General features: G+C 72.5%; 21 protein-coding genes and 1 other RNA gene. 4 read left to right on the top strand and 18 right to left on the bottom strand.

What is annotated here, in order from left to right; translation table 11 throughout:
• Positions 1-4 precede the first annotated feature (4 nt).
• From ACZ7JA_RS04695 to ACZ7JA_RS04655, 9 genes are all read right to left on the bottom strand, one after another.
• Positions 5-778, bottom strand: a complete 774-nt coding sequence (locus ACZ7JA_RS04695) for an anti-sigma factor family protein (RefSeq protein ID WP_389306271.1) — start codon at positions 776-778, stop codon at positions 5-7.
• Between the two features lie 62 nt (positions 779-840).
• Complete coding sequence (locus ACZ7JA_RS04690) at positions 841-1,425, bottom strand: sigma-70 family RNA polymerase sigma factor (protein ID WP_037932079.1); 585 nt, start codon at positions 1,423-1,425, stop codon at positions 841-843.
• A 278-nt stretch (positions 1,426-1,703) separates the two neighbouring features.
• Positions 1,704-2,297 carry a CGNR zinc finger domain-containing protein gene (locus ACZ7JA_RS04685; protein WP_351665302.1) on the bottom strand — a complete coding sequence of 198 codons (594 nt, stop codon included), beginning with the start codon at positions 2,295-2,297 and terminating at the stop codon, positions 1,704-1,706.
• A 132-nt stretch (positions 2,298-2,429) separates the two neighbouring features.
• Complete coding sequence (locus ACZ7JA_RS04680) at positions 2,430-3,581, bottom strand: uroporphyrinogen-III synthase (RefSeq protein WP_351665303.1); 1,152 nt, start codon at positions 3,579-3,581, stop codon at positions 2,430-2,432.
• A gap of 85 nt (positions 3,582-3,666) precedes the next feature.
• Entirely contained in the window at positions 3,667-5,037 is a 1,371-nt protein-coding gene (locus tag ACZ7JA_RS04675) for a nitrate/nitrite transporter (protein ID WP_470807198.1), read from the bottom strand.
• A gap of 158 nt (positions 5,038-5,195) precedes the next feature.
• Entirely contained in the window at positions 5,196-6,560 is a 1,365-nt protein-coding gene (locus tag ACZ7JA_RS04670; protein WP_470807196.1) for an acyltransferase family protein, read from the bottom strand.
• Entirely contained in the window at positions 6,560-8,737 is a 2,178-nt protein-coding gene (locus ACZ7JA_RS04665) for a glycosyltransferase (protein WP_470807194.1), read from the bottom strand. Before ACZ7JA_RS04665 ends, ACZ7JA_RS04670 begins: the two co-directional genes overlap by 1 nt.
• A 16-nt stretch (positions 8,738-8,753) precedes the next feature.
• Positions 8,754-9,632 carry a hypothetical protein gene (locus tag ACZ7JA_RS04660; RefSeq protein WP_351665309.1) on the bottom strand — a complete coding sequence of 293 codons (879 nt, stop codon included), beginning with the start codon at positions 9,630-9,632 and terminating at the stop codon, positions 8,754-8,756.
• A gap of 352 nt (positions 9,633-9,984) precedes the next feature.
• Positions 9,985-10,953, bottom strand: a complete 969-nt coding sequence (locus tag ACZ7JA_RS04655; RefSeq protein WP_470807193.1) for a LysR family transcriptional regulator — start codon at positions 10,951-10,953, stop codon at positions 9,985-9,987.
• Between the two features lie 97 nt (positions 10,954-11,050).
• Between ACZ7JA_RS04655 and ACZ7JA_RS04650 the strand changes: the two genes are divergently transcribed.
• The 3 genes from ACZ7JA_RS04650 (at position 11,051) to ACZ7JA_RS04640 (ending at position 14,389) form a co-directional block, all read left to right on the top strand.
• Positions 11,051-12,310 carry an MFS transporter gene (locus ACZ7JA_RS04650; protein ID WP_470807192.1) on the top strand — a complete coding sequence of 420 codons (1,260 nt, stop codon included), beginning with the start codon at positions 11,051-11,053 and terminating at the stop codon, positions 12,308-12,310.
• Positions 12,311-12,387: 77 nt separating this feature from the next.
• Positions 12,388-13,056, top strand: a complete 669-nt coding sequence (locus tag ACZ7JA_RS04645) for a trimeric intracellular cation channel family protein (RefSeq protein WP_351665315.1) — start codon at positions 12,388-12,390, stop codon at positions 13,054-13,056.
• A 61-nt stretch (positions 13,057-13,117) separates the two neighbouring features.
• On the top strand, positions 13,118-14,389 hold the full coding sequence (locus ACZ7JA_RS04640; protein WP_351665317.1) for an amidohydrolase: 1,272 nt from the start codon (positions 13,118-13,120) through the stop codon (positions 14,387-14,389).
• 131 nt (positions 14,390-14,520) lie between these two features.
• Here the strand turns inward: ACZ7JA_RS04640 and ssrA are convergent.
• The 5 genes from ssrA to ftsE all read right to left on the bottom strand — a co-directional run bounded on the left by ssrA (position 14,521) and on the right by ftsE (position 18,478).
• Positions 14,521-14,907, bottom strand: a transfer-messenger RNA (tmRNA) gene (gene ssrA / locus ACZ7JA_RS04635).
• Between the two features lie 136 nt (positions 14,908-15,043).
• Positions 15,044-15,523: an SsrA-binding protein SmpB gene (gene smpB / locus ACZ7JA_RS04630; protein WP_143638372.1), complete on the bottom strand. Its 480-nt coding sequence runs from the start codon at positions 15,521-15,523 to the stop codon at positions 15,044-15,046.
• Between the two features lie 56 nt (positions 15,524-15,579).
• Entirely contained in the window at positions 15,580-16,758 is a 1,179-nt protein-coding gene (locus tag ACZ7JA_RS04625) for a S41 family peptidase (RefSeq protein ID WP_470807189.1), read from the bottom strand.
• A 68-nt stretch (positions 16,759-16,826) separates the two neighbouring features.
• On the bottom strand, positions 16,827-17,744 hold the full coding sequence (ftsX, locus tag ACZ7JA_RS04620) for a permease-like cell division protein FtsX (protein WP_351665323.1): 918 nt from the start codon (positions 17,742-17,744) through the stop codon (positions 16,827-16,829).
• A 44-nt stretch (positions 17,745-17,788) separates the two neighbouring features.
• Positions 17,789-18,478, bottom strand: a complete 690-nt coding sequence (gene ftsE / locus ACZ7JA_RS04615) for a cell division ATP-binding protein FtsE (RefSeq protein WP_031159396.1) — start codon at positions 18,476-18,478, stop codon at positions 17,789-17,791.
• 231 nt (positions 18,479-18,709) lie between these two features.
• On the opposite strand from ftsE, the gene ACZ7JA_RS04610 reads away from it, so the two are divergent.
• Positions 18,710-18,901 (top strand): hypothetical protein, encoded by a 192-nt coding sequence (locus ACZ7JA_RS04610; protein WP_351665325.1) that lies wholly within the window; start codon positions 18,710-18,712, stop codon positions 18,899-18,901.
• 92 nt (positions 18,902-18,993) lie between these two features.
• Here the strand turns inward: ACZ7JA_RS04610 and ACZ7JA_RS04605 are convergent, their stop codons facing one another.
• From ACZ7JA_RS04605 to ACZ7JA_RS04590, 4 genes are all read right to left on the bottom strand, one after another.
• The gene (locus tag ACZ7JA_RS04605) at positions 18,994-19,824 is read right to left on the bottom strand and encodes a hypothetical protein (RefSeq protein WP_450743807.1); all 831 of its coding nucleotides are present in this window, start codon (positions 19,822-19,824) and stop codon (positions 18,994-18,996) included.
• Positions 19,825-20,114: 290 nt separating this feature from the next.
• On the bottom strand, positions 20,115-21,221 hold the full coding sequence (gene prfB / locus ACZ7JA_RS04600) for a peptide chain release factor 2 (RefSeq protein WP_351665329.1): 1,107 nt from the start codon (positions 21,219-21,221) through the stop codon (positions 20,115-20,117).
• Between the two features lie 91 nt (positions 21,222-21,312).
• Positions 21,313-22,539, bottom strand: coding sequence for a serine/threonine-protein kinase (locus ACZ7JA_RS04595; RefSeq protein ID WP_351665331.1), 1,227 nt, complete (start codon positions 22,537-22,539; stop codon positions 21,313-21,315).
• Between the two features lie 174 nt (positions 22,540-22,713).
• Entirely contained in the window at positions 22,714-24,399 is a 1,686-nt protein-coding gene (locus tag ACZ7JA_RS04590) for a serine/threonine-protein kinase (RefSeq protein WP_470807184.1), read from the bottom strand.
• Positions 24,400-24,513: the final 114 nt, after the last annotated feature.

Genomic DNA, 24,513 nt, shown 5'->3' with positions numbered 1-24,513 from the left:
GTGACTACGCATCCACCTGCACGAGCTTCTTGCCGTCGAAGGTGGTCACCTCGAAGTGGTCGATCTCGTCGGGCTTCAGGGCGGTGCCGCCGCCGATGTACAGCGGCTTGCGGGACTCCGGGGTCTTGGCGTCCGGGATGCCGTAGCCCCACTTGGGGACGGACCAGGAACCCAGGGTCTGGCGGTCGCCGTTGTTGCCGACGGCAACCAACGAGCACTTGAGCGGCCCCTTCACGCCCTTGAGCTCCAGGACGGCCGAGGTGCCCCAGTCCTTCTCGCCCATGGCGACGGTCGCGCTGGCGCCGGTCGTGCTGTCGCTCCCGCTGACCTTGTCCGGAAGCTGCTGGAACGTGGTCTGGGCGGTGGCCGCGAGCGGCGTGGCCGTCTGCCCCGAGTCGCCGCCCGCGTTCACCGCCATGACGGCCACCGGGCCGCCGATGACCAGCGCGGCGGCGGCCGCCACCAGGTAGAAGCCCTTGCGCCGCTTTCGCGCACGGCGTTCGGAGACCTCGTCGACCAGCTTCTCCACCAGCCGCGGGCTCGGCCTGGCGGACAGCGACTCGCCGATCGCCGGGGTGCTGCCGGAACCCGGCAGATCGGCCAGCGCGGCCAGCATCGGCTCCATCCCGGCCAGCTCGTCCAGTTGCTGGGCGCACCACTCGCACGTGGCGAGATGCGCCTCGAAAGCGGTCGCCTCGGCGTCGTCGAGCAGACCGAGGGCGTAGGCGCCCACGGTCTCGTGCTCGCTCGGCACCGAAGATCCCTCGCTGGGGCTCATGGGTCCAGAAATACCCGGACCACCCGGGCCGAATCCTTGCATTCCTCGGAATCCACCGCTCATCACGCCGTCACCCCCCGCTCCTCCAGTGCCAGCTTCATCGACCGCAGGGCGTAGAACACCCGGGAGCGCACCGTGCCGCTCGGGATGCCCAGCGTCTGGGCCGCCTCATTGACCGTACGTCCCTTGAAGTACGTCTCGACGAGGACCTCCCGGTGCGCCGGGGTCAGGTCGTCGAGCGCGTCGGACAGCGTCATCAGCCACAGCGCCTTGTCGATCTCGTCCTCCGCGGGGATGACCTCCAGCGGCGACGGATCGACCTCCTGCGGCCGGGCCTGCCGGCTGCGGTGGCCGTCGATGACGATGCGGCGCGCGACCGTCACCAGCCAGGGGCGTACCGAACCGGTCGCCCGATTGAGCTGACCGGCGTTCTTCCAGGCACGGATGAGCGTCTCCTGCACGACGTCCTCGGCGCGCTGCCGGTCTCCGGCGACCAGCCTGAGGACGTACGCGAGCAGAGGTCCGGCGTGCTCGCGGTACAGCGCACGCATCAGCTCCTCATCAGGTTCCGAGGGCTGTGAGGACATGCGATGTCGGGCCCTCGATCCACGTTCATTGGCCACGGCCGCATCCTTGCGCACGCCCACCTCCGGTGTCCGGGGGTTCCCCCAGTCGGTCGCTCGCCCACCCGTACGGACAGGGGCGGCCCACCGTTCAAACGGAAGTGACAGTTTTCCTGGGAGTGACGTCACGACCGGGACATGCGCACACATTCCCACCGCGCGGTGTCCACATTTCCGACACATCGCCGGGGCGGTCCGCGCTGCCCGTGCGCAGGGACCGGCAAACCGGCTGTTACGCAGATCACTTGACCCGCGCCAGGGGAGTTTCCTCGGTTATCCGGCGGAAGGGTTGTAACGGGCGGTCAGGCCCGGGCGAGCGCCGCCCGTCGCCGGTGCCGGGCCACCCGCTCCCGGTTGCCGCAGACCTCGCTCGAGCACCAGCGCCGCCGGCGTCCGCGGGACGTGTCCAGGTACACCAGGGGGCAGTTGTCGCCCTCGCACTCGCGGACCGCGGCCCGCGCCACGGGGTCGGTGAGCAGCTCCACGGCGTCCCGCGCCAGGAGCGCCAGCAGCGCCGCGCACTCGGGCGCCCGGGCCAGTTCGCGCTCCAGGACGCCGTCCGCGCGGCGCACCGCGCACGGGACCGGGAGCGCGGCGCGGGCGGCCTCGTTGAGCCGGCCGAGCGCGCCGTCGTACGGCCGGGGGTCCGCGGCCGCGGTGCCGCGCAGCAACTGCTCGACGTCCGCGCGCAGTTCCCGGAACCGCTGCGGCCAGGAGGCGTCGGCGTGCTCCAGCGGGGTGCCGGGCGGCACCAGTGCGGCACCGTGGATCCAGACCCGCAACGACCGGACGGAGTCCAGCCGTTCGGCCGGATACGCGGTCGCGAGGAGGTCCAGGCAGATCCGACCGGCGTCGAACCGCGGCTCGTTCGGGGCCGGGGCCGTACTCAGCGTCATGTGCCTGCCACCGCCTAGGACAGGGGAACAGTTGCGTCGCTCCCCTTCACAGTGCCCGTGCCGCCCGGCGCGCGGAACCCTTCGGACGGTCTTCGCGGCGGCTTCCCCGGCGGAACCGGGTCCCGCCCCGCCTCAGTCGTCCGCGTACTTGGCGTCCGCGGCCGGGTCGAGCGCCAGCCGGTAGCCCCGCTTGACCACCGTCTGGATCAGCTTCGGGGCGCCGAGGGCCGTGCGCAGCCGGGCCATCGCCGTCTCCACCGCGTGCTCGTCGCGTCCCGCGCCCGGCAGCGCCCGCAGCAGTTCGGCGCGGGCCACCACCCAGCCCGGCCGCCGTGCCAGCGCCCGCAGCAGCGACATGCCCGCCGGCGGCACGGGCTTCAGCTCCCCGTCCACCAGCACCGCGTGCCCCCGGATCTCCACCCGGCGCCCGGCGACGGGCAAGGCCCGGGCGCGCGCGGGCAGTTCCTGGCACAGCAGCTGCACGAGCGGCCCGAGCCGGAACCGCTCCGGCTGCACCGTGTCCACGCCCCGCGCCTGCAACGGCAGCGCGGTCACCGGCCCCACGCAGGCGGGCAGGACGTCATGGCCGAGCGCGGCCAGCACCTCGTCGAGCAGCCCGCGCTCCTCGGCCCGCGCCAGCAGGGACGCGGCGGCGGGCGCGCTGGTGAAGGTGAGCGCGTCCACCGCGCGCGCGGCGACGGCGTCCAGCAGCCGGTCGACGGGTCCGATGTCCTCCGGCGGCATCCACCGGTACACCGGCACCGGGACGACCTCCGCTCCCCCGGCCCGCAGCGCCTCCACGAACCCCGGCAGCGGCTCCCCGTGCAACTGCACGGCGATCCGGCGCCCGTCGACGCCCTCCTCCAGGAGCCGGTCCAGCACCTCGGCCATGGACTCGCTCGTCGGCGACCACGACTCGGTCAGCCCCGCCGCCCGCACCGCGCCCTTCACCTTGGGCCCGCGGGCCAGCAGTTCGACGCCTCGCAGGCGCTCCAGCAGCGGCTGCCCGAGCCCCCATCCGTCGGCGGCCTCGATCCAGCCCCGGAAGCCGATCGCGGTGGTGGCCACCACGACGTCCGGCGCCTGGTCGATGAGCTCCTTGGTGGAGGCGAGCAGTTCGCCGTCGTCGGCGAGCGGCACGATGCGCAGGGCGGGCGCGTGCAGCACGACGGCGCCGCGCCGCTGGAGCAGCGCGCCCAGCTCCTCGGCCCGGCGCGCGGCGGTGACGCCGACGGTGAACCCGGCGAGGGGTCCGTGTTCGGGGTGCTGCTGTTCGTCGTCCATGGCTCTCCTAGCTGACCCGCATGCCGAACGAGCCTGTCAACGGCGCGTGACAGGCTCGGTTCGGCTCGATGTCCGCGGTGTTACGTCACACCTCGGCGTAGCTGAGCTGCGGCTTCGTCTCGGCGGCGGTGGTGGGTACGGCCCGGATGGCCGGACCGCGAAGGTATACGGCCCAGGTCACCGCGAAGCAGGCGCCGTAGAAGACGAGGAAGGCGACGAAGGCGCCGGTGCCGGAGCCGTAGGACAGGAAGGACTGGCGGAAGGCCAGGTTGATGCCGACCCCGCCGAGCGCGCCGACGGCCCCGATGAGCCCCATGGCGGCCCCGGACAGCCGCCGCCCGTGGGCGGCCGCCGCCTCCCCCGTGAGTCCCCCGGCCAGGGCCTTGGCCTGGAAGATGCCGGGGATCATCTTGTACGTCGACCCGTTGCCGAGCCCGCTGAGCACGAAGAGCACCACGAAGACCGGCACGAACAGCGCCAGCGACTTCGCCATGCTCGCCACGACGAGGACGGCGGTGGCGGCGGCCATGCCGACGTAGTTCCACAGGGTGATCCGCGCCCCGCCGTACCGGTCGGCAAGCCATCCGCCGACGGGCCTGATCAGGGAGCCGAGCAGCGGGCCGATGAAGGTGAGGTACGCGGCCTGCAACGGGGTGCGCCCGAACTGGTTGGTCAGCACCTGCCCGAAGGCGAAGCTGTAGCCGATGAACGAGCCGAAGGTGCCGACGTAGAGGAAGGCCATGATCCAGGTGTGGCCGTCCCTCGCCGCATCCCTGGCGGCGCCGGTGTCGTTCTTCACCGCGGCGAGGTTGTCCATGAAGAGCGCGGCGAGGACGGCGGCGACCACGATCAGCGGGATGTAGATCCCGAGCAGCACCCGCGGCCCGCCGCTCGCCCCGATGATCGCGAGGGCGATCAGCTGGATGACCGGCACGCCGATGTTCCCGCCCCCGGCGTTCAGCCCGAGCGCCCACCCCTTGCGGCGCAGCGGGAAGAAGGCGTTGATGTTGGTCATCGAGGAGGCGAAGTTGCCGCCGCCGATGCCGGCCAGCAGTCCGACCAGCAGGAAGGTGGAGAAGGAGGTCCCCGGCTCCATCACCGCGAACGCGGCGACCGTCGGGACGAGCAGCAGGCTCGCCGAGACGATCGTCCAGTTGCGCCCGCCGAAGACGGCGACGGCGAACGTGTACGGCACCCGCACGACCGCGCCGACCAGCGTGACCACGGAGGTCAGCAGGAACTTGTCGGCGGGGGTGAGTCCGTACTCGGGCCCCATGAAGAGCACGAGCACGGACCACAGGGTCCAGACCGAGAACCCGATGTGCTCGGACAGCACGGAGAACCACAGGTTCCGCCGGGCGACCCGCTCCCCGGTCGCCCTCCAGAACCCCTCGTCCTCGGGATCCCAGTGCTCGATCCAGCGACCGCTGCGACGGATTGGGTCCGGACCTGTCATGACGCCTCCACGGTGCTCCGGGACTCGGTGGTTCGCGGTGATGAGTCCCGACGGTAGGGAGGGCGCGTTTCCTGGCTGTGGCTGTGGGTGACCGGTAGGGAACTTCGCTCTCACTCACCGCGCGGGCGGGCCGTGAGGGCCGGTCCGGCGGAAACCCGTCAGCCCCGGTGCGCCCCGGCGCGGAGCCCGCGGTTCCTCGGCGCCGAGCCGTCCGGCCACAGCCGTGGTGCGCGCTTGGCCGCGATGTCCTCCATCCAGCCGAACCAGACGACGCAGCTCGCGATGAACATCCAGGTGATCGCCAGCACCGGCCAGGGGCTCTCCAGCAGCCAGGAGAAGTGCAGGTACATCACGTCGAACTGCCAGAGCTGGTCCCACAGGGTGGCGGCGACGAGGATGCAGAGGTTGTGCCAGAGGTAGATCGTCACCGCTCTGGAGTTGAGCAGGGTGATCAGCCGGTCGAAGGGGCGCAGCCAGCGGGGCCAGTCCGTCCACGAGGGGCTCACGTGCAGGAGCAGCAGCACGGTGGCGAAGGACCACAGGGACTGCGCGAACGGGATGTCGTCCAGGTCGTGCCCCTCCCTGAAGCCGTGCGTCAGGGCGTACCAGAGGCCCAGGACCGCGATGGCCGGGGCGACGGACGGGACGACGTAGCGGGGCATGCGCCGGAGCACGCCCTCCTGGTGCGCCATGCCCAGGATCCAGCAGGCGCCGAAGGTGCTGAAGTCCGTGAGGGCGGAGGGGATGCGCTCGCCGGGCAGGTTGAGGTAGCCGAACTCGAAGGCCGCGGAGAGCGCGATCGGCGACAGGACCGTCGCCCAGGGCAGCGCCCGCAGCGCCTTCAGCAGGAACGGGGACAGCAGGACGAACCAGAGGTAGGCGCGGATGTACCAGAGCGGGCCCGCGAGTTCGCCTCCCCAGTCCTCGCCGAGGACGCCGTGGATGCCGCGCAGGCCCTCGGCGTAGGGCGGGTCGCTCAGCGGCAGGATCCAGAAGCCGAGGTGCAGCCACCACCAGCCGGGGTGTCCGTCGTCGCCCGGGCTCCAGCCCTGCAGCACCATGCCGGTCACGCCGAGGGCGCCGAGCAGCCACAGGGGCGGCAGGAGGCGGCGCAGGCGGCTCCGGACGACCTGCGCCGCCGGGCGCTTGAGCGAGCGGGCCATGAGATTGCCGGCCAGGGCGAACATCACGCCCATGGACGGGAACACCACCGGCAGCCAGGCCCAGCCCATCAGGTGGTAGAAGACCACCCGGAAGAGCGCGACGGCGCGCAGCAGGTCGAAGTACCGGTCGCGCGCCGGGGCCCGGCGCTGCTCGGGCTCGGCGGGCCGGGTCGGCTCGTCCGTGCCGGACGGGAGGGTGGGTACGGTCACTGCTGGGGCTTCCTGGGTCGTCGTCGGGAAGGGCGCCGACGGGGCGAGCGGAGGGGCCGGACGGGGCGGCCGTGCGGCGAAGGGCCCGTGGGGAGCCCCGAGCGGCTCCGCGCCCTGCCGCGGGACGGAGCCGAAGGGCGGCGTCGTCATCAGGCCGGCCTCCCGTCCATCGCCCGCCGGTCGGGGACGGACGCGGTCGGCGGGGCCGACACACCGCCGTTGCGCCGCAGCTTCTGCCAGCGCAGGCGGCCGCCGGTGAGCGCGGTGATCCAGGACTGCAGCAGCACGACGTACATGAGCTGGCGGTAGAGGATCTGCTGCAGGGGCAGCGAGATCAGCGGCGTCAGCGGTTCCCGGTCAAGGGCGAAGGCGTAGGCCGCGCAGGCGGCCTGTACGGCGAGCACGCCCAGCCATGCCACGACCGTCTTCTCGGTGGGCCCGAAGACCAGGCCGTAGACGAGGAAGATGTCGATGAGCGGGGCCAGGAGCGGGGCCACGACCATGAACAGGGACACGAGCGGCAGGCCGACCCGGCCGAAGCGCCCGGAGGGACCGCGTTCGACGACGGCACGGCGGTGCTTCCAGATCGCCTGCATGGTGCCGTACGACCAGCGGTAGCGCTGGGACCACAACTGCTGGACGGACTCCGGGGCCTCGGTCCAGGCCCGGGCCTTCTCGGCGTACACCACGCGCCAGCCGTCGCGGTGCATCGCCATGGTGATGTCGGTGTCCTCGGCGAGGGTGTCGTCGCTCATGCCGCCGACCCGTTCCAGGGCCGAGCGGCGGAAGGCCCCGACCGCGCCCGGGATGGTCGGCATGCAGCGCAGGACGTCGTACATCCGGCGGTCGAGGTTGAAGCCCATCACGTACTCGATGTGCTGCCAGGCGCCGATGAGGGTGTCCTTGTTGCCGACCTTGGCGTTGCCGGCGACGGCGCCGACCCGGGGGTCGGCGAAGGGCTGCACCAGTTCGCGGACCGTGGCCGGCTCGAAGACGGTGTCGCCGTCCATCATCACGATCAGGTCGTACCGGGCGTTCGCCATACCGCGGTTGAGGGCGGCGGGCTTGCCCGCGTTGAGCTGGCGGATCACCCGTACGTTGGGCAGTCCCAGCCCTTCGACGATGCGGGCCGTGCCGTCGGTGGAGCCGTCGTCGATGACGAGGACCTCGATGGGGTGCTCGCTGCGCATCAGCGAACGGACCGTGTTCTCGATGCACTTGGCCTCGTTGTAGGCCGGCACCAGCACCGACACGGGTTCCGTGACGGGCCGCGGGCCCCAGCGGAATCCGCGCCGGCGGGTGCGGCGGGCGTGCACCGCGGACAGCAGCAGCATCCCGCCGAAGCGGGCGAGTACCAGGGTGCCGATGACCGCGAGGCACACGACCAGCGCGCCGGTGGCCCGCTCCGACGCCTGCACCAGGAAGATCCAGGCCTTGCCCTTCCAGAGGTCGAGGCCCGTGACCGGGGTGCCGGCGCTCGGCGCGTCCAGTGCCTCGGTGAGGTTCTGGAACCGGTAGCCGCGCTCCTGCAGCCGGGGCAGGAACTCGTCCAGCGCCTGGACCGTCTGGTGGCGGTCGCCGCCGGAGTCGTGCATCAGGACGATCGCGCCCTTGCCGCCCTCGGGCGTCGCCCGGCGGACGATCTCGTCCACGCCGGGCCTGCGCCAGTCCTCGCTGTCGGTGTCGTTGAGGACGGTCAGGTAGCCCCGGCCGCCGATGTACTCGGTCACCGGCCAGGACCTGTCGTCCATGGCGTCGGCGAACGAGGAGTACGGCGGCCGGAACAGGGAGCTGCGGATGCCGGCCGCTCCGGCCAGCGCGAGCTGGCCCTGGGAGAGTTCCCAGTCGACGCGCCGCTCGGAGTGGTACGACAGGTCGGGGTGGTTGAAGGTGTGCAGGCCGACCTCGTGCCCCTCGTCGACCATGCGCTTGACCAGGTCCGGGTAGCGGGAGGTCATGGTGCCGGTGACGAAGAAGACGGCGTGCGCGCGGTGCTTCTTGAGGGTGTCGAGGACCTTCGGCGTCCAGGTGGGGTCCGGGCCGTCGTCGAAGGTGAGGACGATGCGGTGGTCCGGCACCCGCAGGCTGCCGGTGCGGCCGCCACGGGTGTCGATGACCGGACCGCCCTCGAGGACCGCTTCGGGCACCTTGTCGTTGGCCGCCTCGGGCCGCACGCGGAAGTCCGCGAGGATCTCGTTGTGCACGTACCCGCGCAGCATGAGCATCGCGAGCGTGGCGACCAGGACCAGGACGGACAGCAGATAGCGCAGCGGGAGCCATCTGCGCCTGGCGGGCGGGGAGGGACGGGGACTGGAAAGTGACGGCATGGGGCGGCTTCGCTGATCAGAGGCGCGGACGCGGGGCGGTCGGGCCGGCGGCGCCCTGGGCCTCGGGGCCCGTGCCGCCGGCGGGGGAGAGTGACGGGGCGGGGGACGCGCCGGTGCTCGACGCGGACGGGTCCGGGGAGGAGCCGGCCGGGGTCGCCGGGGCGGTGGACGGGTTCCTGGTGCCGCCGACCACGCTGGAGCCGGCGGGCGTGCCGGCCGTCGGCGCCGCGTCGGCGGACGTGTGCGAGGCGCCCGGGGCGGAGCTCGGCGCCGGACCGGAGCCCGGTACGGCGCCGGCGCGCCCGGTCGGGGACGCGACGGGTGCGGCCGCGGAGCCGCTGCTCTCCGGCGTCGGCTCCGCCGAGACGCTGGGCAGCGGCGGGGTGTCCACCTGGCCGGCGGGCGCGTTCTCGTCCTGGCCGGGCACCGGGACCCAGGGCGCGTCCGAGCTGCCCGAGAACAGCGTCACCACGATGACCACGGCGTACACGGCGCAGGCCAGGCCGACGATCACGCCGAGGCGGCGGAAGGTACGGCTGCGGCGGCCGGACGCGTCGACGAAGACGGGGCCGTCGGCGTTCTCGCGGCCGGCGCCGTGCGCGGCGCCCGCGGCCGGGTCCAGCCGGCCGTCGCCGAGCTGGACGGCGTTCATCTGGACCGTGACCTCGTGCGGGTCGTGCGTGGGGTCGTGGGCGGCCGGCTGGGCGGGGATGGCGGGCAGGGGCTCGCCCCAGGGGTCGCGGAGGGGCTCGGCGGCGCCGGCTCCGGGGTGGCCGCCGGCCCGCACCCGGCGCAGCACGGTGGTCTGCTCGGGGTCCGTGGCGGGGGCCGCGGCGCGGCCCGGGGCCCGGCGGAAGTCCGCGGCTCTGCGGTCGTTGCGGGGCCGTGGGATCACGGCCGTCCCGTCGGCCTCGGTCCGGGCGGCTCGACCGCCCCGGGATATTCCGGCCGCCGGGAGGGACCCGGTGCCGGGGACGTCACCGGTCTCCGGGAACACCTGCGGGTGACTTTCCGCCACCCGGCGTTGCACGGGCGCGGACGGCACTTCGGGCTGGACCGGTTGGGCGTCTTCTCGCCACTCTTTCACGTGCGCACATCCCCCCCACGGGACAGTTCCGGGTGCGCATCGACACCGAGCACCCGTCGTTCGAACCAGGCCCCCACCCAGCCCGAGCGCCCCCTTTACCACACCGTGCTCGGGCCCCGAATGTAGCGCATGCGCAGGTGCCGTGTTCGCCATGTGCCGCCTAACGGGCGCTCATCACATCATCATCCACGGCTGGAATCCATCGGTCGACCGGCCGTCGCAGCCACCCTTCGGCTTCCGCGATCTCGCTCGCGGCCCTGCGGAGCGCCGTCAGCCCGGGGTGGACCAGCCCCTTGCGCCAGACCAGGGACACGGGTGAGAGCGGGACCGGGTCGACGAGCGGCCGCAGCACCGAACGGGGCATGGCCGGAAAGTCCACCACGGCCAGGATCGCGTTGCGGGTCTTGGCCATGATCCGCTCGAACTCCTCGTCGCCCACCGGCAGCGGATGGGGTGGTGCGAGCCGGATATCGCGTCCCTCGAAGAGGTGAAGCGCGAGGTCGGTCCACTCCCGGGTGCGCGGGTTGCCCGCTCCGGCGTACACCGTCTCCCCGGCCAGCGCCGCCAGCGGGACCTCCCGCAGGGCGGCCAGCGGGTGGTCGTCGGGCAGGACGACGGCCATCGGCTCGTAGCGCACCGGTTGCTGTTCCAGCCCGGACCGCAGCGCCGGGTCCAGGCCCGCGAAACGCCCGAAGGAGACGTCCAGCCGGCCCGCGAGCACCTCGGCCGCCGCTCCCGTCAGACCGCTCTCGTAGCGGGCCATCAGCTCGCAGTCGGGGGCGAGTTCCCGGGCCCGGTGCAGCACCCGGCGGCCGGTGAGCAGGCCGGCGGAGTTGAGGTCGACCAGCAGCGGCCGGGCCTGGCCGAAGGCGGCGAGCAGGTCGTCCTGGGCGGCCAGTACCCGCCGGGCGTGCGGCAGCAGCCGCTCGCCGTCCGCGGTGAGCGTCACCTGCCGGGTGGTCCGCACGAACAGCTCGGCGTCCAACTCGCGCTCCAGCCGCCGCACATCACGGCTCAGCGCCTGCTGGGCCACGTACAGGCGGGCCGCGGCCCGGGTGAAGTGCAGCTCCTCGGCGACGGCGACGAAGGCGCGCAGCAGGCGCGGTTCTATGGCGGCGGGAGCGGGCATGGCGGCGAATCTACCGCCCCGATTCACAACGCGTGTGCGTGAGTCGGCGCCGAGAAGGTGTTGGACCGCGTGATCCACCGCGGGCCACCGTTGAGCCATGCCGCCACAGACCACCGAGGACAGCCGGATACCGGACAAGCAGTGCGAGGAGCGCGGGACGGGGCGGCCCCGCGGATACCGGGGGCTCTTCTCCCGCCCCGGCACGCTCGCCTTCACCGCGGGCAACCTCGTCGCACGGCTGCCGATGGGCATGTTCAGCGTGAGCGCGGTCGTGATGATCGCCGGGGCCCGGGGCTCCTACGCGCTCGCCGGCGCCGTCACCGCCGTCGGTCTGGCGGCGACCGGGGTGGCCGGGCCGTGGATCGCGCGGCTCGTCGACCGGCACGGGCAGGCCCGGGTCGCCGTGCCGGCCACCCTCACGGCGGTGCTGGGCAGCCTCGCCCTGCTGCTGTGCGTGCGCTTCGGCGCCCCGGACTGGACCCTGTTCGCCGCCTACGCCGCCACCGCCGCCACCCCCAACATCGGCGGTCTGTCCCGCGCCCGCTGGGCCCACCTGCTGCGCGACGAGCCCGCGGCCCTGCACACCGCCAACTCCTTCGAGCAGGCCGCCGACGAGCTGTGCTTCATGCTGGGCCCGGTGCTGGCCGCCTTCCTGACCGGCACGTTCTTCCCGGAGGCGGGCACGCTCGCCGGGACCGTGCTGCTGCTGGCCGGCGTGCTGCTGTTCACCGCGCAGCGGGCGACCGAGCCGCCGCCGCTGGCCCGGTCCAAGGCCCGGTCCCCGTTGCGCAGCCCGGGCATTCCGGCGCTGCTGGCCTGCTTCGTGGCGACCGGCTCGGTGTTCGGCTCGATGGAGGTCGTCACGATCGCCTACGCCGACGCCCAGGGGCACCGGGCGGCGGCGGGCCTGGTCCTCGCGCTGCAGGCGGCGGGCTCGTGCGCGGCCGGTCTGCTGTACGGGGCCCTGAAGCCCGCCGGTCTCGGCCTGCCCCGCTGCCTGCTCGCGATGGCCGCCCTGATGACCCTGCCCTGGCTGGCCGCCGCCACCACCGGTTCCCTCGTCGCCCTGGCGGGCGCGCTGCTGGTGGCGGGCATGGCGACGGCGCCGACGATGGTGACCGCGATGACCCTGGTGCAGTCCCGCACCCCGGCCGACCGGCTCAACGAGGGCATGAGCCTCGTCGTCACCGGCCTGCTCACCGGCATCGCCTGCGGTTCGGCGGCCGGCGGCTGGGCGGCCGAGCACGGCTCGCCGGCCACGGGTTTCGCTGTGCCGGCGCTCGCGGCGGCCGTGGCTCTGGTGATCGGCGCGTCGCGGCTCCGGACGGGGGCGGCCGGGCGGCCGGCGGCCCGGTAGGCGGGCGCTCACCGGGCGGGGGCCCGCTCCGGCTGGTTCGATGGTCGGGGCGACGGTGAGGGCGGAGGTGCTGATGCGTGGCCGGCTGGCTGTCCCCGGAGAACGTCACGGAGGTGACCCGGGTGCTGGACCTGAGCGGGGTGTTCGCCAACGGGACACTCGGCGGGGTGCTGGCCCGGAGCCGCCGGCTGGACCTCTTCGGCTTCCTGGTCATCGGCATCGTCTCCGGTCTCGGCGGCGGCATCCTGCGCGACACCCTCCTGCAGCACGGGACGCCCGTCGCCCTGACGGACTACACCTATCTGACCGTCGCCACCGCCGGGACGCTGCTGGCGTTCCTGGCCGACCTGAGCCGTCACACCTCCGGCTGGACCTTCAACCTGCTCGACGCGCTGGCGCTCAGCGTCTGGGCGATCGCCGGGGCGCAGAAGACCCTCTCCGTCGGCCTCGGCTGGCTGCCCGCCGTGCTGCTGGGCACGATCACAGCGGTCGGCGGCGGCGCCATCCGGGACCTGCTGCTGGCACACACCCCCTCCATCTTCGGCGGCAATCCCCTGTACGCGACCGTCGCCGTGCTGGTGAGCGGGGTGACGGTGCTCTGCAGCCGGCTCGGCGTGCCCACCGTCGGCATCGCGGCCGGGCTCCTGCTGGGCGTCTCGCTGCGGATGGTCGCGCTGGTCCGGGGCTGGCACCTGCCGGGCAGCCGCGACTGGCGGCCCAGGTCGTCCCGCGGCCGCGGCTCGTGACCCGGACGGGGGACTCACCGGGGGGGACCACCCGCCGAGGAACGAGGAGCACCGCACAGTCATGAGCCTCAGGGATCGCGTGGACGAGGTCGTAGCCGGGCTCGGTGACATCCGGCCCGAGCTGGAGGGCTTCTACGAGGACCTGCACACCCACCCGGAGCTGGGCCACCAGGAGCACCGGACCGCGACCCGGGTGGCGGAGCGCCTGGGGAGCTGCGGCTACCGGGTGCAGGACGGGATCGGCGGCACCGGCGTGGTCGGCGTGCTGGCCAACGGGGACGGGCCGACGGTGCTGCTGCGCGCCGACATGGACGCGCTGCCGGTCCGCGAGGAGACCGGCCTGCCGTACGCCAGCAAGGCCGTCGGCAAGGACGCGGCGGGCCGCGAGGTGCCGGTGGCCCATGCCTGCGGTCACGACATGCACGTCACCTGTCTGCTGGGCGCGGCCCGGCTGCTGGCCTCCGCCCGGGGGGCGTGGCGGGGGACGCTGGTGGCCCTGTTCCAGCCGGCCGAGGAGCCCGGTGACGGCGCCGACCGGATGCTCGCCGACGGACTCACCGATCTCGTGCCGCGGCCGGACGTGGCGTTCGCCCAGCATGTGCTGCCCTATCCGGCCGGGCGGGTCGGCACCCGCGCCGGTTCCTTCCTGTCCGCGGCGGACAACATCCGCGTCACCGTGCACGGCAGGGGTGCGCACGGCTCGGCGCCGCAGGCCGCGATCGACCCGGTGGTGATGGCGTCGATGATCGTCGTGCGGCTCCAGACGATCGTCTCGCGCGAGCTGGCCGCCACCTGGCCCGCGGTGCTCACGGTGGGCTCGGTGCAGGCGGGCACGAGCGGCAACGTGATCCCGGAGTCAGCGGAACTGCTGCTGAACGCGCGCACCTACGACGAGGGGACCCGGACGGCCGTCCTGGCCGCGGTGCGGCGGATCGTGACGGCCGAGTGCGCCGCCTCCGGAGCGACCCGCGAACCGGAGATCGAGGAGGGCACCCGCTTCCCGCCGACCGTCAACGACGCGGCGGTGACCCGGGAGGTGGCGGCCGCCTTCGAGGAGGTCTTCGGGGACCGGGCGGGCACGGTGGAACTGCAGAGCGCGAGCGAGGACTTCAGCCGCATCCCGGACGCGTTCGGCGTCCCGTACACCTACTGGGCGCTCGGCTGCGTCGACCCCGACGTCTACGAGACCGCCCGGCGGCGCGGCACGGTGGCGCAGGACATCCCGGTCAACCACAGCTCCCGGTTCGCGCCGGTCCTCCAGCCGACCCTGGACACCGGCGTCCTGGCCCTGGTCACGGCCTCGCTCTCGCGGCTCGCCCGGCGGACCGCATGACAAAGGCCCCGTCGCTCCGGAGCGACGGGGCCTTGCCCACATGGGATGAGGGGGTCCGGGGGTCATGCCCCCGGAGATCCCGACGGGACGGACTGGGCTCGCGTTCGCTGCGAGCACGGTCCACCACCGTCTCGTGGAGATGGCGGGAATCGAACCCGCGTCCAACGGTGCGGAACCAGGGCTTCTCCGTGTGCAGTTCGCTTCGCTTTTCTCGGCCCCGGCGATCACGCGAACAAGTCGCCGACGGGCCCAGTCACTGTTTGGTTTCCCTCTTCACCCCGTGACCGGGATCAAGGTTTAGTTCCCTAGTCGATGCCAGGATCCGGGACGGGAACAAGCCCGGGCTGACACTCCCTTGAGAGCTTCGCTAGCTGCTAATTAGGCAGCGAGGGCGAAGTGGGAGGAATCGCGCTTAGTGTTGGCGATTATTGTTTTCGGCCTGTGGTTTACGAGATCATGGCCGCTTCCTCGACACGCTTCCCCTGCTTCGACATCCGCTGTCGAAACCGATCATCCCCATGTTGTTTTTTCAAACCCCTCCGAGGAGGGCCCTCCGGAGAGGGGGCTCGCACCCTCTGTGGGGTGCGCTGCCATCGTACGTGACCAACGCGGTCCGGTGCCAGCCTATTCCCGCCGGTCGCGCCCGTCCGGTGACTAGGCCCGCTGCTTGCGCCGCACGGCCGACATCGCGCGGTCCGCCTCGCGCCGGTCCTGCTTCTCGCGCAGGGTCTGGCGCTTGTCGTACTCCTTCTTGCCCTTCGCCAGCGCGATCTCGACCTTGGCGCGGCCGTCCTTGAAGTACAGGGCGAGGGGCACGATCGTGTGACCCGTCTCCTGGGACTTCGCCTCCAGCTTGTCGATCTCGTCGCGGTGCAGCAGCAGCTTCCGCTTGCGCCGGGCGCTGTGGTTGGTCCAGGTGCCCTGGCTGTACTCGGGGACGTGCACGTTGTGCAGCCACGCTTCGTGACCGTCCAGTTGCACGAACCCGTCGACCAGCGAGGCCCGCCCCTGGCGCAGTGACTTCACCTCGGTGCCCATCAGCACGAGACCGGCCTCGTACGTGTCGAGGATGAGGTAGTCGTGCCGCGCCTTCTTGTTCTGCGCGATCAGCTTGCGCCCTTTTTCCTTAGCCATAGTGCGCCCATTTTCGCACCACGGAGGGGGTGCGGGGGAAGCGCATTAACAGGGCGCTACGAGGGGTCGCCCAGACCGCCCAGGACCGTCTCGGCGCGGCGCAGCGCCTGCGGCCCCGCGTCCAGGTCGGGGGTGATGCCCCGGCCGTCGACCGCGCGGCCGGACGGGGTGCGGTAGTGGCCCACGGTCAGCTCGGCCACCGAGCCGTCGGGCAGCTCGGTGGGCATCTGGACGGAGCCCTTGCCGAAGGTGCGGGTGCCGATCACGACCGCGCGGCCGCGGTCCTGCAGCGCGCCGGTGAGCATCTCGGCCGCGCTCATCGTGCCGCCGTCGACCAGGGTGACCAGGGGCCGGCCGGTGTCGCCGCCGGAGTCGGCGTGCAGGGCGCGCTGGGCGCCGTCGACGTCGTAGGTGGCGACCAGGCCGCCGTCGAGGAAGGCGGAGGCGGTCTCCACGGACTCGGTGACCAGACCGCCGGAGTTCCCTCGCAGGTCCAGGACGATGCCGGCGCCGGACGGGGCGCGGCGCACCGCGGCGCGCACGGAGTCGCCGGAGCCCTTGGTGAAGGCGGCGACCTTGATGACGGTGATCCTGTGGGGCAGCCTGTGGACGGTCACCGGGTCCGTGGACAGCCTGGCCCGGCGCAGGGTCTCGGTCCACGCGCGCGTGCCGCGCTGGAGGCCGAGCGTCACGGTCGTGCCCGCGGCCGCGTCCTCGGCGTCGCCGCGGAGTAACGAGACCACCTCCGTGACCGGCCGTCCGGCCACGTCCGTGCCGTCGACGCTGCGCAGCCGGTCGCCCGTGCGGATCCCGGCGTCGGCCGCGGGCGAGCCGGGCTGCACCCGGGACACCTCGATCCGGCCGTCCGGCTCGGCCCGCGCGAACAGCCCGGTGCCGGTGTACTCGCCGTCCAGGGCCTCCCGGAACTCCTGGTACTCGCCCTCGGAGTAGACGGCTCCCCAGCGGTCCCCGCTGCGGCTGACGGCCCGTTCGGCGGCCTCCATGGGCGACTTGCCGTCGGCCATCGCCTTGGCGGCGGCCCGCCGCACGGCCTCGTGGCGGGTGGCCGAAGGCGCCGGCGCGGAAGCGGACTTGGGGCCGGAGCGGGCGCCCTGGCCGGCGTCCGGGAAGGAGCCGGTTGCGGCGCCGGCGACCAGGGCGCAGGCGAAGACCAATGTCAGGGCGGCCCCACGGCCGGTGCGGCGGGGCTGACAGAACGGGTCACGGCCTGACATGGCGGTGAGTCTAGGACAACGGCGAAGGGCCGTACGGACGGACGCCCGTACGACCCTCTTGGGATGCGTCACACCTTCAGGTACTTGCGCAACGCGAAGAACGCCGCCAGAGCGGGCATCAGCACACTGGTGGCGAGGATCAGCGGCAGCTTGGTCAACACCGCGTCCCAGCCGACGAAGTTGATCAGCGTGAGCTTGTTGGACAGGGCCATGCCGTGGTCGATCGTGAAGTACCGCCCCACGACCAGGAAGACGCAGGCGAGTCCGCCGCCGATGAGTCCGGCGACCGCGGCCTCCATGATGAACGGCGCCTGGATGTAGAAGCCCGAGGCGCCGACGAGGCGCATGATCCCGGTCTCACGCCGACGGCTGAACGCGGACACCCGCACGGTGTTGACGATCAGCAGCAGCGCGACGAGCAGCATCAGCGCCATCACGCCGAGCGCGGCCCGGTTCATCAGGTTCAGCAACTGGAAGAGGTTGTCCAGGATGCCCTTCTGGTCCTGCACCGACTGCACACCGTCGCGCCCGTTGAACGCGGTCGCGATCACCTGGTACTTCTGCGGGTCCTTGAGCTTGATGCGGTACGACTCCTGCATCTGGTCCGGCGTCAGCGAGCCGGCCAGCGGGGAGTTGCCGAACTGCTCCTTGTAGTGCTTGTACGCCTGGTCCTGCGACTCGTAGGTCACCTTCTCGACGATGGCCATCTTGCCGAGGTCGGTGCGGATCTGCTTCTTCTGGTCCTCGGTGACCGCGCCCTTGGCGCAGTTGACGTCCGACTGCGCGTCGCTCTTGTTGCACAGGAAGATCGAGACGTTGACCTTGTCGTACCAGTAGCCCTTCATGGTGCTCACCTGGTCGCTCATGAGCAGAGAGCCGCCGAACAGGGCCAGGGACAGGGCGACGGAGACGATGACGGCGAAGGTCATCGTCAGGTTGCGGCGGAGACCGACACCGATCTCCGACAGGACGAACTGGGCGCGCATGGCGTCGGATCAAGCCTTTCCGTGGACGTGACTGAGGCGGCGGGTCAGTGCTGGTAGCCGTAGACGCCGCGGGCCTGGTCGCGGACGAGGCGGCCCTTCTCCAGCTCGATGACGCGCTTGCGCATCTGGTCCACGATGTTCTGGTCGTGCGTCGCCATGATGACGGTGGTGCCCGTCCGGTTGATGCGGTCGAGCAGCTTCATGATGCCGACGGAGGTCTGCGGGTCGAGGTTGCCGGTGGGCTCGTCCGCGATCAGCAGCTTGGGCCGGTTGACGAAGGCCCGCGCGATGGCCACGCGCTGCTGCTCACCACCGGACAGCTCGCCCGGCATCCGGTCCTCCTTGCCGCCGAGCCCGACGAGGTCGAGCACCTGCGGCACGGACTTGCGGATCTCGCCGCGCGACTTGCCGATGACCTCCTGCGCGAAGGCCACGTTCTCGGCGACGGTCTTGTTGGGCAGCAGGCGGAAGTCCTGGAACACCGTCCCGAGCTGGCGGCGCATCTGCGGCACCTTCCAGTTGGAGAGGCGCGCGAGGTCCTTGCCCAGGACGTGCACCTGGCCGTGGCTGCACCGCTCCTCGCGCAGCACCAGCCGCAGGAAGGTCGACTTGCCGGAGCCGGAGGACCCCACGAGGAAGACGAACTCGCCCTTCTCGACCTCCAGGGAGACATCCCTGAGGGCGGGGCGGGTCTGCTTGGGGTAGACCTTGGAGACGTTGTCGAATCGGATCACGGATGCACCACGGGTCGCCGGGGGTAGATGAGCGTGACCATACGCGAACCGGGAGTGCGAGCGCAGGGCCCGGTCGCGGTTGGTTGCGGCTTGTGCGTTTTTGTACAGGCGGGATTCGCGCTTCTCCCGGAGCCCGCGCTCTTTGCGGGGGAACCTGGCACAGTGGAGGGGGAACGTTCTGGTTCCCGTGCGCGTTGTACGGGTGATGGCCGGCGCGAGGAGGGCGAGCGCATGACGTACGACCGGTTGGTGTGCGCGAACTGCGCGTCGCCTGTGAGCGAGGGCCGGTGCCCGGTGTGCCGTGCCAACCGCCAGCGACTGCAGCAGGAGGGCTTCCTCGCGGGGATCAACCCCATGGCGCTGATCGCGCTGCTCGCGGTGCTGATCGCCGCGGTGGCGCTGCTGGCCCACCAGACCGCGTAGGAAGTACCGCAAAGACGGCCGAAGGGCCCGGAGCGAGGCTCCGGGCCCTTCGTGGTGCGTGTCGCGTGCTCAGCGTCGCCGTGCGGCTACGCTCAGGCGGCGGCGCCGCCCCGGCCGTTCACGAGCCGCGGCAGGAAGCGGAAGCCGATGCCGCCGGCGATCATCGTCGCGGCGCCGACCAGCAGGAACGCGGTCTGTCCTGCACCGGTCTCGGCGAGCTGCTTGTCGCCGCCCTGGGCGGTGGTGTCCGAGCCCGTGTCGGTGAGGGCGGAGGAACCCTCCTCCTGGGCGGCGTTGTCGTTGCCGCCGCCCTGGGGGGCGTCGCCGCCGGTGGTGGAGCCGCCGCCGTTGCCACCGGTGGAGCTGCCGCCGCCGGTGCCGTTGCCGCCACCGTTGCCGTTGCCACCGGAGTTGCCGTTGCCACCGGAGTTGCCGTGGCCGCCACCGTTGCCGTTGCCGCCCGAGTTGCCGTTGCCGCCGGTGCTGTCATCGCCACCGGTCGTGGTGGTACCGCCGTCCGTCGTGGTACCACCGGTCGTGGTCGTACCGCCGTCCGTCGTGGTACCACCGGTCGTGGTCGTACCGCCGTCCGTGGTGCCACCGATGGTGACAGTGCCACCGATGGTGGTGCCGCCGTCCGTGGTGCCACCATTGGTGCCGGTGCCACCGTCGCCGCCTTCGGTCACACCGACGTTGGCGCCGCCATCGGCAGTCCCGCCATCAGCCGTACCGCCATCGGCGGTGCCTCCGTCGGCCGTGCCACCGTCGGCCTCACCCTCCGTGCTCACGCCCAGCGTGATCGGCCCCGCCTGGACACCGAGGTCCAGGGCCGAGGCGGCGCCCGCTGCGGTGAGCGAGGCGCCGGCCGCGATCACGGCGCCGGCGGCTATCCGCGCGACCCGGATCCGCGTCTTCTTCGTCATGTGTTTGCTACCCCCAGTAGCTGTCGTCAATGAGGCGGCGCGTGGGGCTTGCCGTGATCGACGGAGGCAGCCGTGACGAGATCTGCGTCAATTCCCCCGGTTCACATGCGCCCCAGAGATACGCATGCCACGCTTCACCCTTCCGAGTTTTCAAAGCATCGTCAAGGCCGTTGCGGGCGCGATGTCCGATGGGGCGGCGTTTGCCGTGACTTGGAACCCGTGAGTGTGATGTAAAACCCAGACATAAGACAACTGCCGCCTCCAGGGCGGCAGTTGCCATGTCGACAAAGTTACTTCTCCTGCTGCTTGCGCCAGCGAATACCGGCCTCCAGGAACCCGTCGATCTCGCCGTTGAACACGGCCTCCGGGTTGCCCACCTCGTACTCGGTGCGCAGGTCCTTGACCATCTGGTACGGGTGCAGCACGTAGGAGCGCATCTGGTTGCCCCAGGAGTTGCCGCCGTCGCCCTTGAGGGCGTCCATCTTGGCCTGCTCCTCCTGCCGGCGCCTCTCCAGCAGCTTGGCCTGGAGGACGTTCATCGCGGTCGCCTTGTTCTGGATCTGCGACCGCTCGTTCTGACAGGAGACGACGATGCCGGTGGGGATGTGGGTCAGGCGCACCGCGGAGTCCGTGGTGTTCACGCCCTGGCCGCCGGGACCGGACGAGCGGTAGACGTCCACCCGCAGCTCGGACTCGTCGATCTCGATGTGGTCGGTCTGCTCGACCACGGGGAGGATCTCCACGCCCGCGAAGGAGGTCTGGCGGCGGCCCTGGTTGTCGTAGGGCGAGATGCGCACCAGGCGGTGGGTGCCCTGCTCGACGGAGAGGGTGCCGTAGGCGTACGGCGCCTGCACGGCGAAGGTGGTGGACTTGATGCCCGCCTCCTCCGCGTACGACGTCTCGTAGACCTCGGTCTTGTAGCCGCGCTGCTCGGCCCAGCGCAGGTACATGCGCTGGAGCTTCTCGGCGAAGTCGGCGGCGTCGACGCCACCGGCCTCGGCGCGGATGTTGACGAGCGCCTCACGGGCGTCGTACTCACCGCTGAGCAGCGTCCGGACCTCCATCTCGTCCAGCGCCTTGCGGACGAGGACCAGCTCGGCCTCGGCCTCGGCGCGGGTGTCCGGGTCGTCCTCCTCCTCGGCCATCTCGAAGAGGACGGCGAGATCGTCGATCCGGCCGCGCAGCCCCTCCGCCTTCCTGACCTCGGCCTGGAGGTGGGAGAGCTTGCTGGTGATCTTCTGCGCCTCGTCCGGGTTGTCCCACAGGGACGGCGCGGCCGCCTGCTCCTCGAGCACGGCGATGTCTGCCCTCATCCTGTCGAGGTCCAGGACGGCCTCGATCGACTCCATGGTCGAGGAGAGGGACTTCAGCTCTTCGGATACATCGACGACTGCCACGCATCCAGCGTAACGGCTCCGCCGAGCGGCCAGAGCAGGACGGCCCGGCCGAACCTGTGGGCGACCGGCGCCGCCCCCGCCCGGCCGGAAGTCACGGCGTCGAGGTGCTGTGGGTGCCCGCCGGGGGTTCGTCGTCGCCCGACGTCGCCGCCCAGGCCCCCACGCCGACGGCCGCGGCCAGCACCACCCCGGCCACGCCCAGCGTGATCCGGCGCCGGCGCAGCGCGGCCCGGTGCCGGGCCGAGCCCGGCCGGGGCGCTCCCGGCGCGCGCGGGACCCGCGCCGTGCCGTGGGCCCCGCCCGCCAGCTCGTCGGGCGCCGGCACCCGCATCGAGGTGTGGGTGTCCCGGTTGGAGTCGGGGCGGACGCCCTGCACCAGGGACACCGCGCCCCGCCGCCGCACCGGCTCGCCCGCGCCCGGGTCCTGGGCCGTCTGGTCCTCGGTCTCGTCGGCGGAGTCCGCGTCCGGCTCGTCCACGTCCAGCGGGGGCATGCCGGCCAGCAGGGGGAGCTGCTCCCGCAGCCGTGCCGCCAGCTCCGAGGCGCGCAGCCGGGAGGCGGGCGCCTTGGCCAGGCACTGCACGAGCAGCGCCCACAGCTCCTCGGGGATGCCGGGCAGCGGTACGACGGTCTCGGTGACGTGCCGGCGCAGCACCGCGCCGGGGTGGCCGCCGCCGAACGGCGTGAAGCCGGCGAGGAGTTCGTAGAGGACCGTGGCCAGCGCGTAGATGTCCACGGCGGCGCGCGGGGGCAGGCCCTCGACGATCTCCGGGGCCAGGTAGTCCGGGGTGCCGATGATCTTCGTGGCGCGGGTCCGCTTCGGGGAGTCGATCAGCTTGGCCACGCCGAAGTCGGTGAGCAGCGCCGGGTGGGCCCCGCCGGGGCCGAGCGGGCCCTGCATGTCGAGCAGGATGTTCTCCGGCTTCACGTCCCGGTGGACGACCCCGGCCGCGTGGGCGGCCGCGAGCCCGTCGGCGACGTCCGCGACGATCGCCACGGCCGACTCCGGCGCGAGCCGCCGCTCGCGCTCCAGGCGGGTGCGCAGGTCGGTGCCGCGCACCAGGTCCATGACCAGGGCCAGGTCGTTGCCGTCGACCACCAGGTCGCGTACGGAGACGATGTGCGGGTGCTCCAGGCCGAGCAGCGCGGTGCGCTCCTGCACGAAGCGCCCGACGAGTTCCTGGTCGGACGCCAGGTCCTCACGCAGCAGCTTGATCGCGACGGGCCCCTCCGGTCCCTCGCCCAGCCACACCGTGCCGGCGCTGCCCCGCCCCAGGATCTGGTTGGCGGTGTACCGGCTGCCGATCTTCCGTGCCAAGACTGCTCCTACCGACGCGTGTTGTCGCCCCTGCGTCACTCCGGGGGACGACCCCCGGGCCCCCGGCCGACAGACCGGGACCCCCGGGCGACAAAACTACGCGTCGAGCGAGCCAACCTTCACCGCCGAGGCGGAAATCACCCGCCGGATGTCGACAAATTCCCAAACTCGCGTTCAGTTGCCGCCGCCGGAGGAGCTGTCGAGCTGCTTGATCCAGTCGCCCACCTGCCCGGCCCAGTCGCTGAGCTGGGACCAGTAGCCCCTGCCCTGGCCGACCCAGGTGTGCAGCGGGGTCAGCTCCCAGACCAGCCAGCTCGCGACGACCAGGATGACGATCGTGAACAGGCAGCCCTTGAGGCAGCCGAGTCCGGGGATCTTCATCGGGTTGGCGCTGCGCTGCCGCGGCGCCCGGGGCTCGCGCGCGGGGCGCTGCGGCTCGGGGGCGGGGGGCGCGTAACGCTGGGGCTGCCGCTGCGGCTGCCGCTGCGGGGCGTACTGCTGGGGCTGGTCCGGGTAGCCGTATCCGGCGTGCGGCTGCTGCCGGCCGCGCTGCTGCGGCTGCTGCGGGCGCCCCTGCTGGGGCTGGCGCGGCTGCTGCTGAGGCCGGGCGACCTGGCGCTGGGGGCGGCGGCGCAGCGGGTCCTCGTCGGGGCCGAGGTACTGGACCTGCGTCTGCTCGTTGCGGTCCCGGGCGGCGCGGAACTGGTTCTGCCAGGGGTGCGGCTGGTCGGGCTGCTGTCCCTGCGGGCCGGTGTTCGGCAGCACCGCCGTGGGGTCCGCGGCGCCGGTGTTCGGCAGTACGGCGGTGGGGTCGGCGGCGCCGGCCGGACCGCCGGTGTGGGGCAGGACGCTGGTCGCGGAGTTGGGGTCGTACCCGCCCTGGGGCGCGTTCGTCGGCAGTACCTGGGTGGGGTCGGCGGCGCCGGGCACCCCGGGGACGGCGGCCGGGGCCGGGTCGGGGGCGAGCAGGGCGCCCACGCCCTCGGCGGCGGCGATCTGGGCGGCGTTCGCGTGCACGCCGACGCCCTCGGCGACGACCCGCAGCCCGCGCGCGAGGTTCTCGGCGCTGGGCCGCTCGTCGGGGTTCTTGCGCAGGCAGCGCTCTATGACCGTCCACAGCGGGTCCGGGACGGTGGAGGGGCGGCGCGGCTCGGCGCTCAGGTGCTGGTGCAGCACTTCGAGGGCACTGCCGCCGGAGAACGGCGGACGGCCGGTGACCAGCTCGTACAGCAGGATGCCGGCGCCGTACACGTCGACGGCCGAGGTCTGCGGGCGGCCCTCGGCGGACTCCGGCGCGACGTACGCGGGCGTGCCGACGAACTCGTGGGTGCGGGTCAGGCCCGGGGAGTCGGCGAGGCGGGCGATGCCGAAGTCGGTCAGCATCGGGTGCATGCGGCCCTCGTACTGCTGGAGCAGCACGTTGGCGGGCTTCAGGTCGCGGTGGACGACGCCGTCGGCGTGGCTCGCGGCGAGGGCGTCGGCGATCTGCGCGGTCATCAGCGCGGCGGCGACGGGCGTGAAGGGGCCGTTCTCGCGCAGGTAGCGGTGCAGGTCGGGGCCGTCGACGAGGTCCATGACCAGGGCCAGCAGATCGCCCTCGACGACCAGGTCGCGCACCCGCACGATGTTCGGGTGGGTGAGCCGGAGCAGGACGGACCGCTCGCGCAGGAAGCGCATCACGATGTCCGGGTCGCTCGCCAGCTCCTCCTTGAGGACCTTGATCGCGACCGTCTCGCCCGGCTGGCCGGGCACGGCCGCCTCGGCACCCGCCGTCTCGCGCTGGCGGGCACGCCAGACGGTGCCCGTGGCGCCGCGTCCGAGCGGCTCCTCGAGCAGGTACTTGCTGCCGACTGGCCGCACGTCACGCGCTCCCTGCTGCTTGCTTGCCGGTGTTCTGGTGTTCCGGCCCACTGTAGTGCCGGTCCACTGGGCACTACGTAAGCGTTCCCGACGATGTTCGCCGGTCCGCCCGGA

The organism is Streptomyces sp. NPDC038135, from assembly GCF_055601245.1.
This window is presented reverse-complemented; position numbering and strand designations above follow the sequence as displayed.

What these genes read in the sequence shown, in the direction of transcription:
- ACZ7JA_RS04680 (WP_351665303.1), bottom strand. Translation starts at nt 3,581, where the DNA reads ATGGACGACGAACAGCAGCACCCCGAACACGGACCCCTCGCCGGGTTC.
- ACZ7JA_RS04605 (WP_450743807.1), bottom strand. Translation starts at nt 19,824, where the DNA reads ATGACGAAGAAGACGCGGATCCGGGTCGCGCGGATAGCCGCCGGCGCC.
- ftsX (WP_351665323.1), bottom strand. Translation starts at nt 17,744, where the DNA reads ATGCGCGCCCAGTTCGTCCTGTCGGAGATCGGTGTCGGTCTCCGCCGC.
- smpB (WP_143638372.1), bottom strand. Translation starts at nt 15,523, where the DNA reads ATGGCTAAGGAAAAAGGGCGCAAGCTGATCGCGCAGAACAAGAAGGCG.
- ACZ7JA_RS04655 (WP_470807193.1), bottom strand. Translation starts at nt 10,953, where the DNA reads ATGCCCGCTCCCGCCGCCATAGAACCGCGCCTGCTGCGCGCCTTCGTC.
- ACZ7JA_RS04675 (WP_470807198.1), bottom strand. Translation starts at nt 5,037, where the DNA reads ATGACAGGTCCGGACCCAATCCGTCGCAGCGGTCGCTGGATCGAGCAC.
- ACZ7JA_RS04695 (WP_389306271.1), bottom strand. Translation starts at nt 778, where the DNA reads ATGAGCCCCAGCGAGGGATCTTCGGTGCCGAGCGAGCACGAGACCGTG.
- ACZ7JA_RS04685 (WP_351665302.1), bottom strand. Translation starts at nt 2,297, where the DNA reads ATGACGCTGAGTACGGCCCCGGCCCCGAACGAGCCGCGGTTCGACGCC.
- ACZ7JA_RS04640 (WP_351665317.1), top strand. Translation starts at nt 13,118, where the DNA reads ATGAGCCTCAGGGATCGCGTGGACGAGGTCGTAGCCGGGCTCGGTGAC.
- ACZ7JA_RS04610 (WP_351665325.1), top strand. Translation starts at nt 18,710, where the DNA reads ATGACGTACGACCGGTTGGTGTGCGCGAACTGCGCGTCGCCTGTGAGC.
- ACZ7JA_RS04665 (WP_470807194.1), bottom strand. Translation starts at nt 8,737, where the DNA reads ATGCCGTCACTTTCCAGTCCCCGTCCCTCCCCGCCCGCCAGGCGCAGA.
- ACZ7JA_RS04625 (WP_470807189.1), bottom strand. Translation starts at nt 16,758, where the DNA reads ATGTCAGGCCGTGACCCGTTCTGTCAGCCCCGCCGCACCGGCCGTGGG.
- ACZ7JA_RS04650 (WP_470807192.1), top strand. Translation starts at nt 11,051, where the DNA reads ATGCCGCCACAGACCACCGAGGACAGCCGGATACCGGACAAGCAGTGC.
- ACZ7JA_RS04670 (WP_470807196.1), bottom strand. Translation starts at nt 6,560, where the DNA reads ATGACGACGCCGCCCTTCGGCTCCGTCCCGCGGCAGGGCGCGGAGCCG.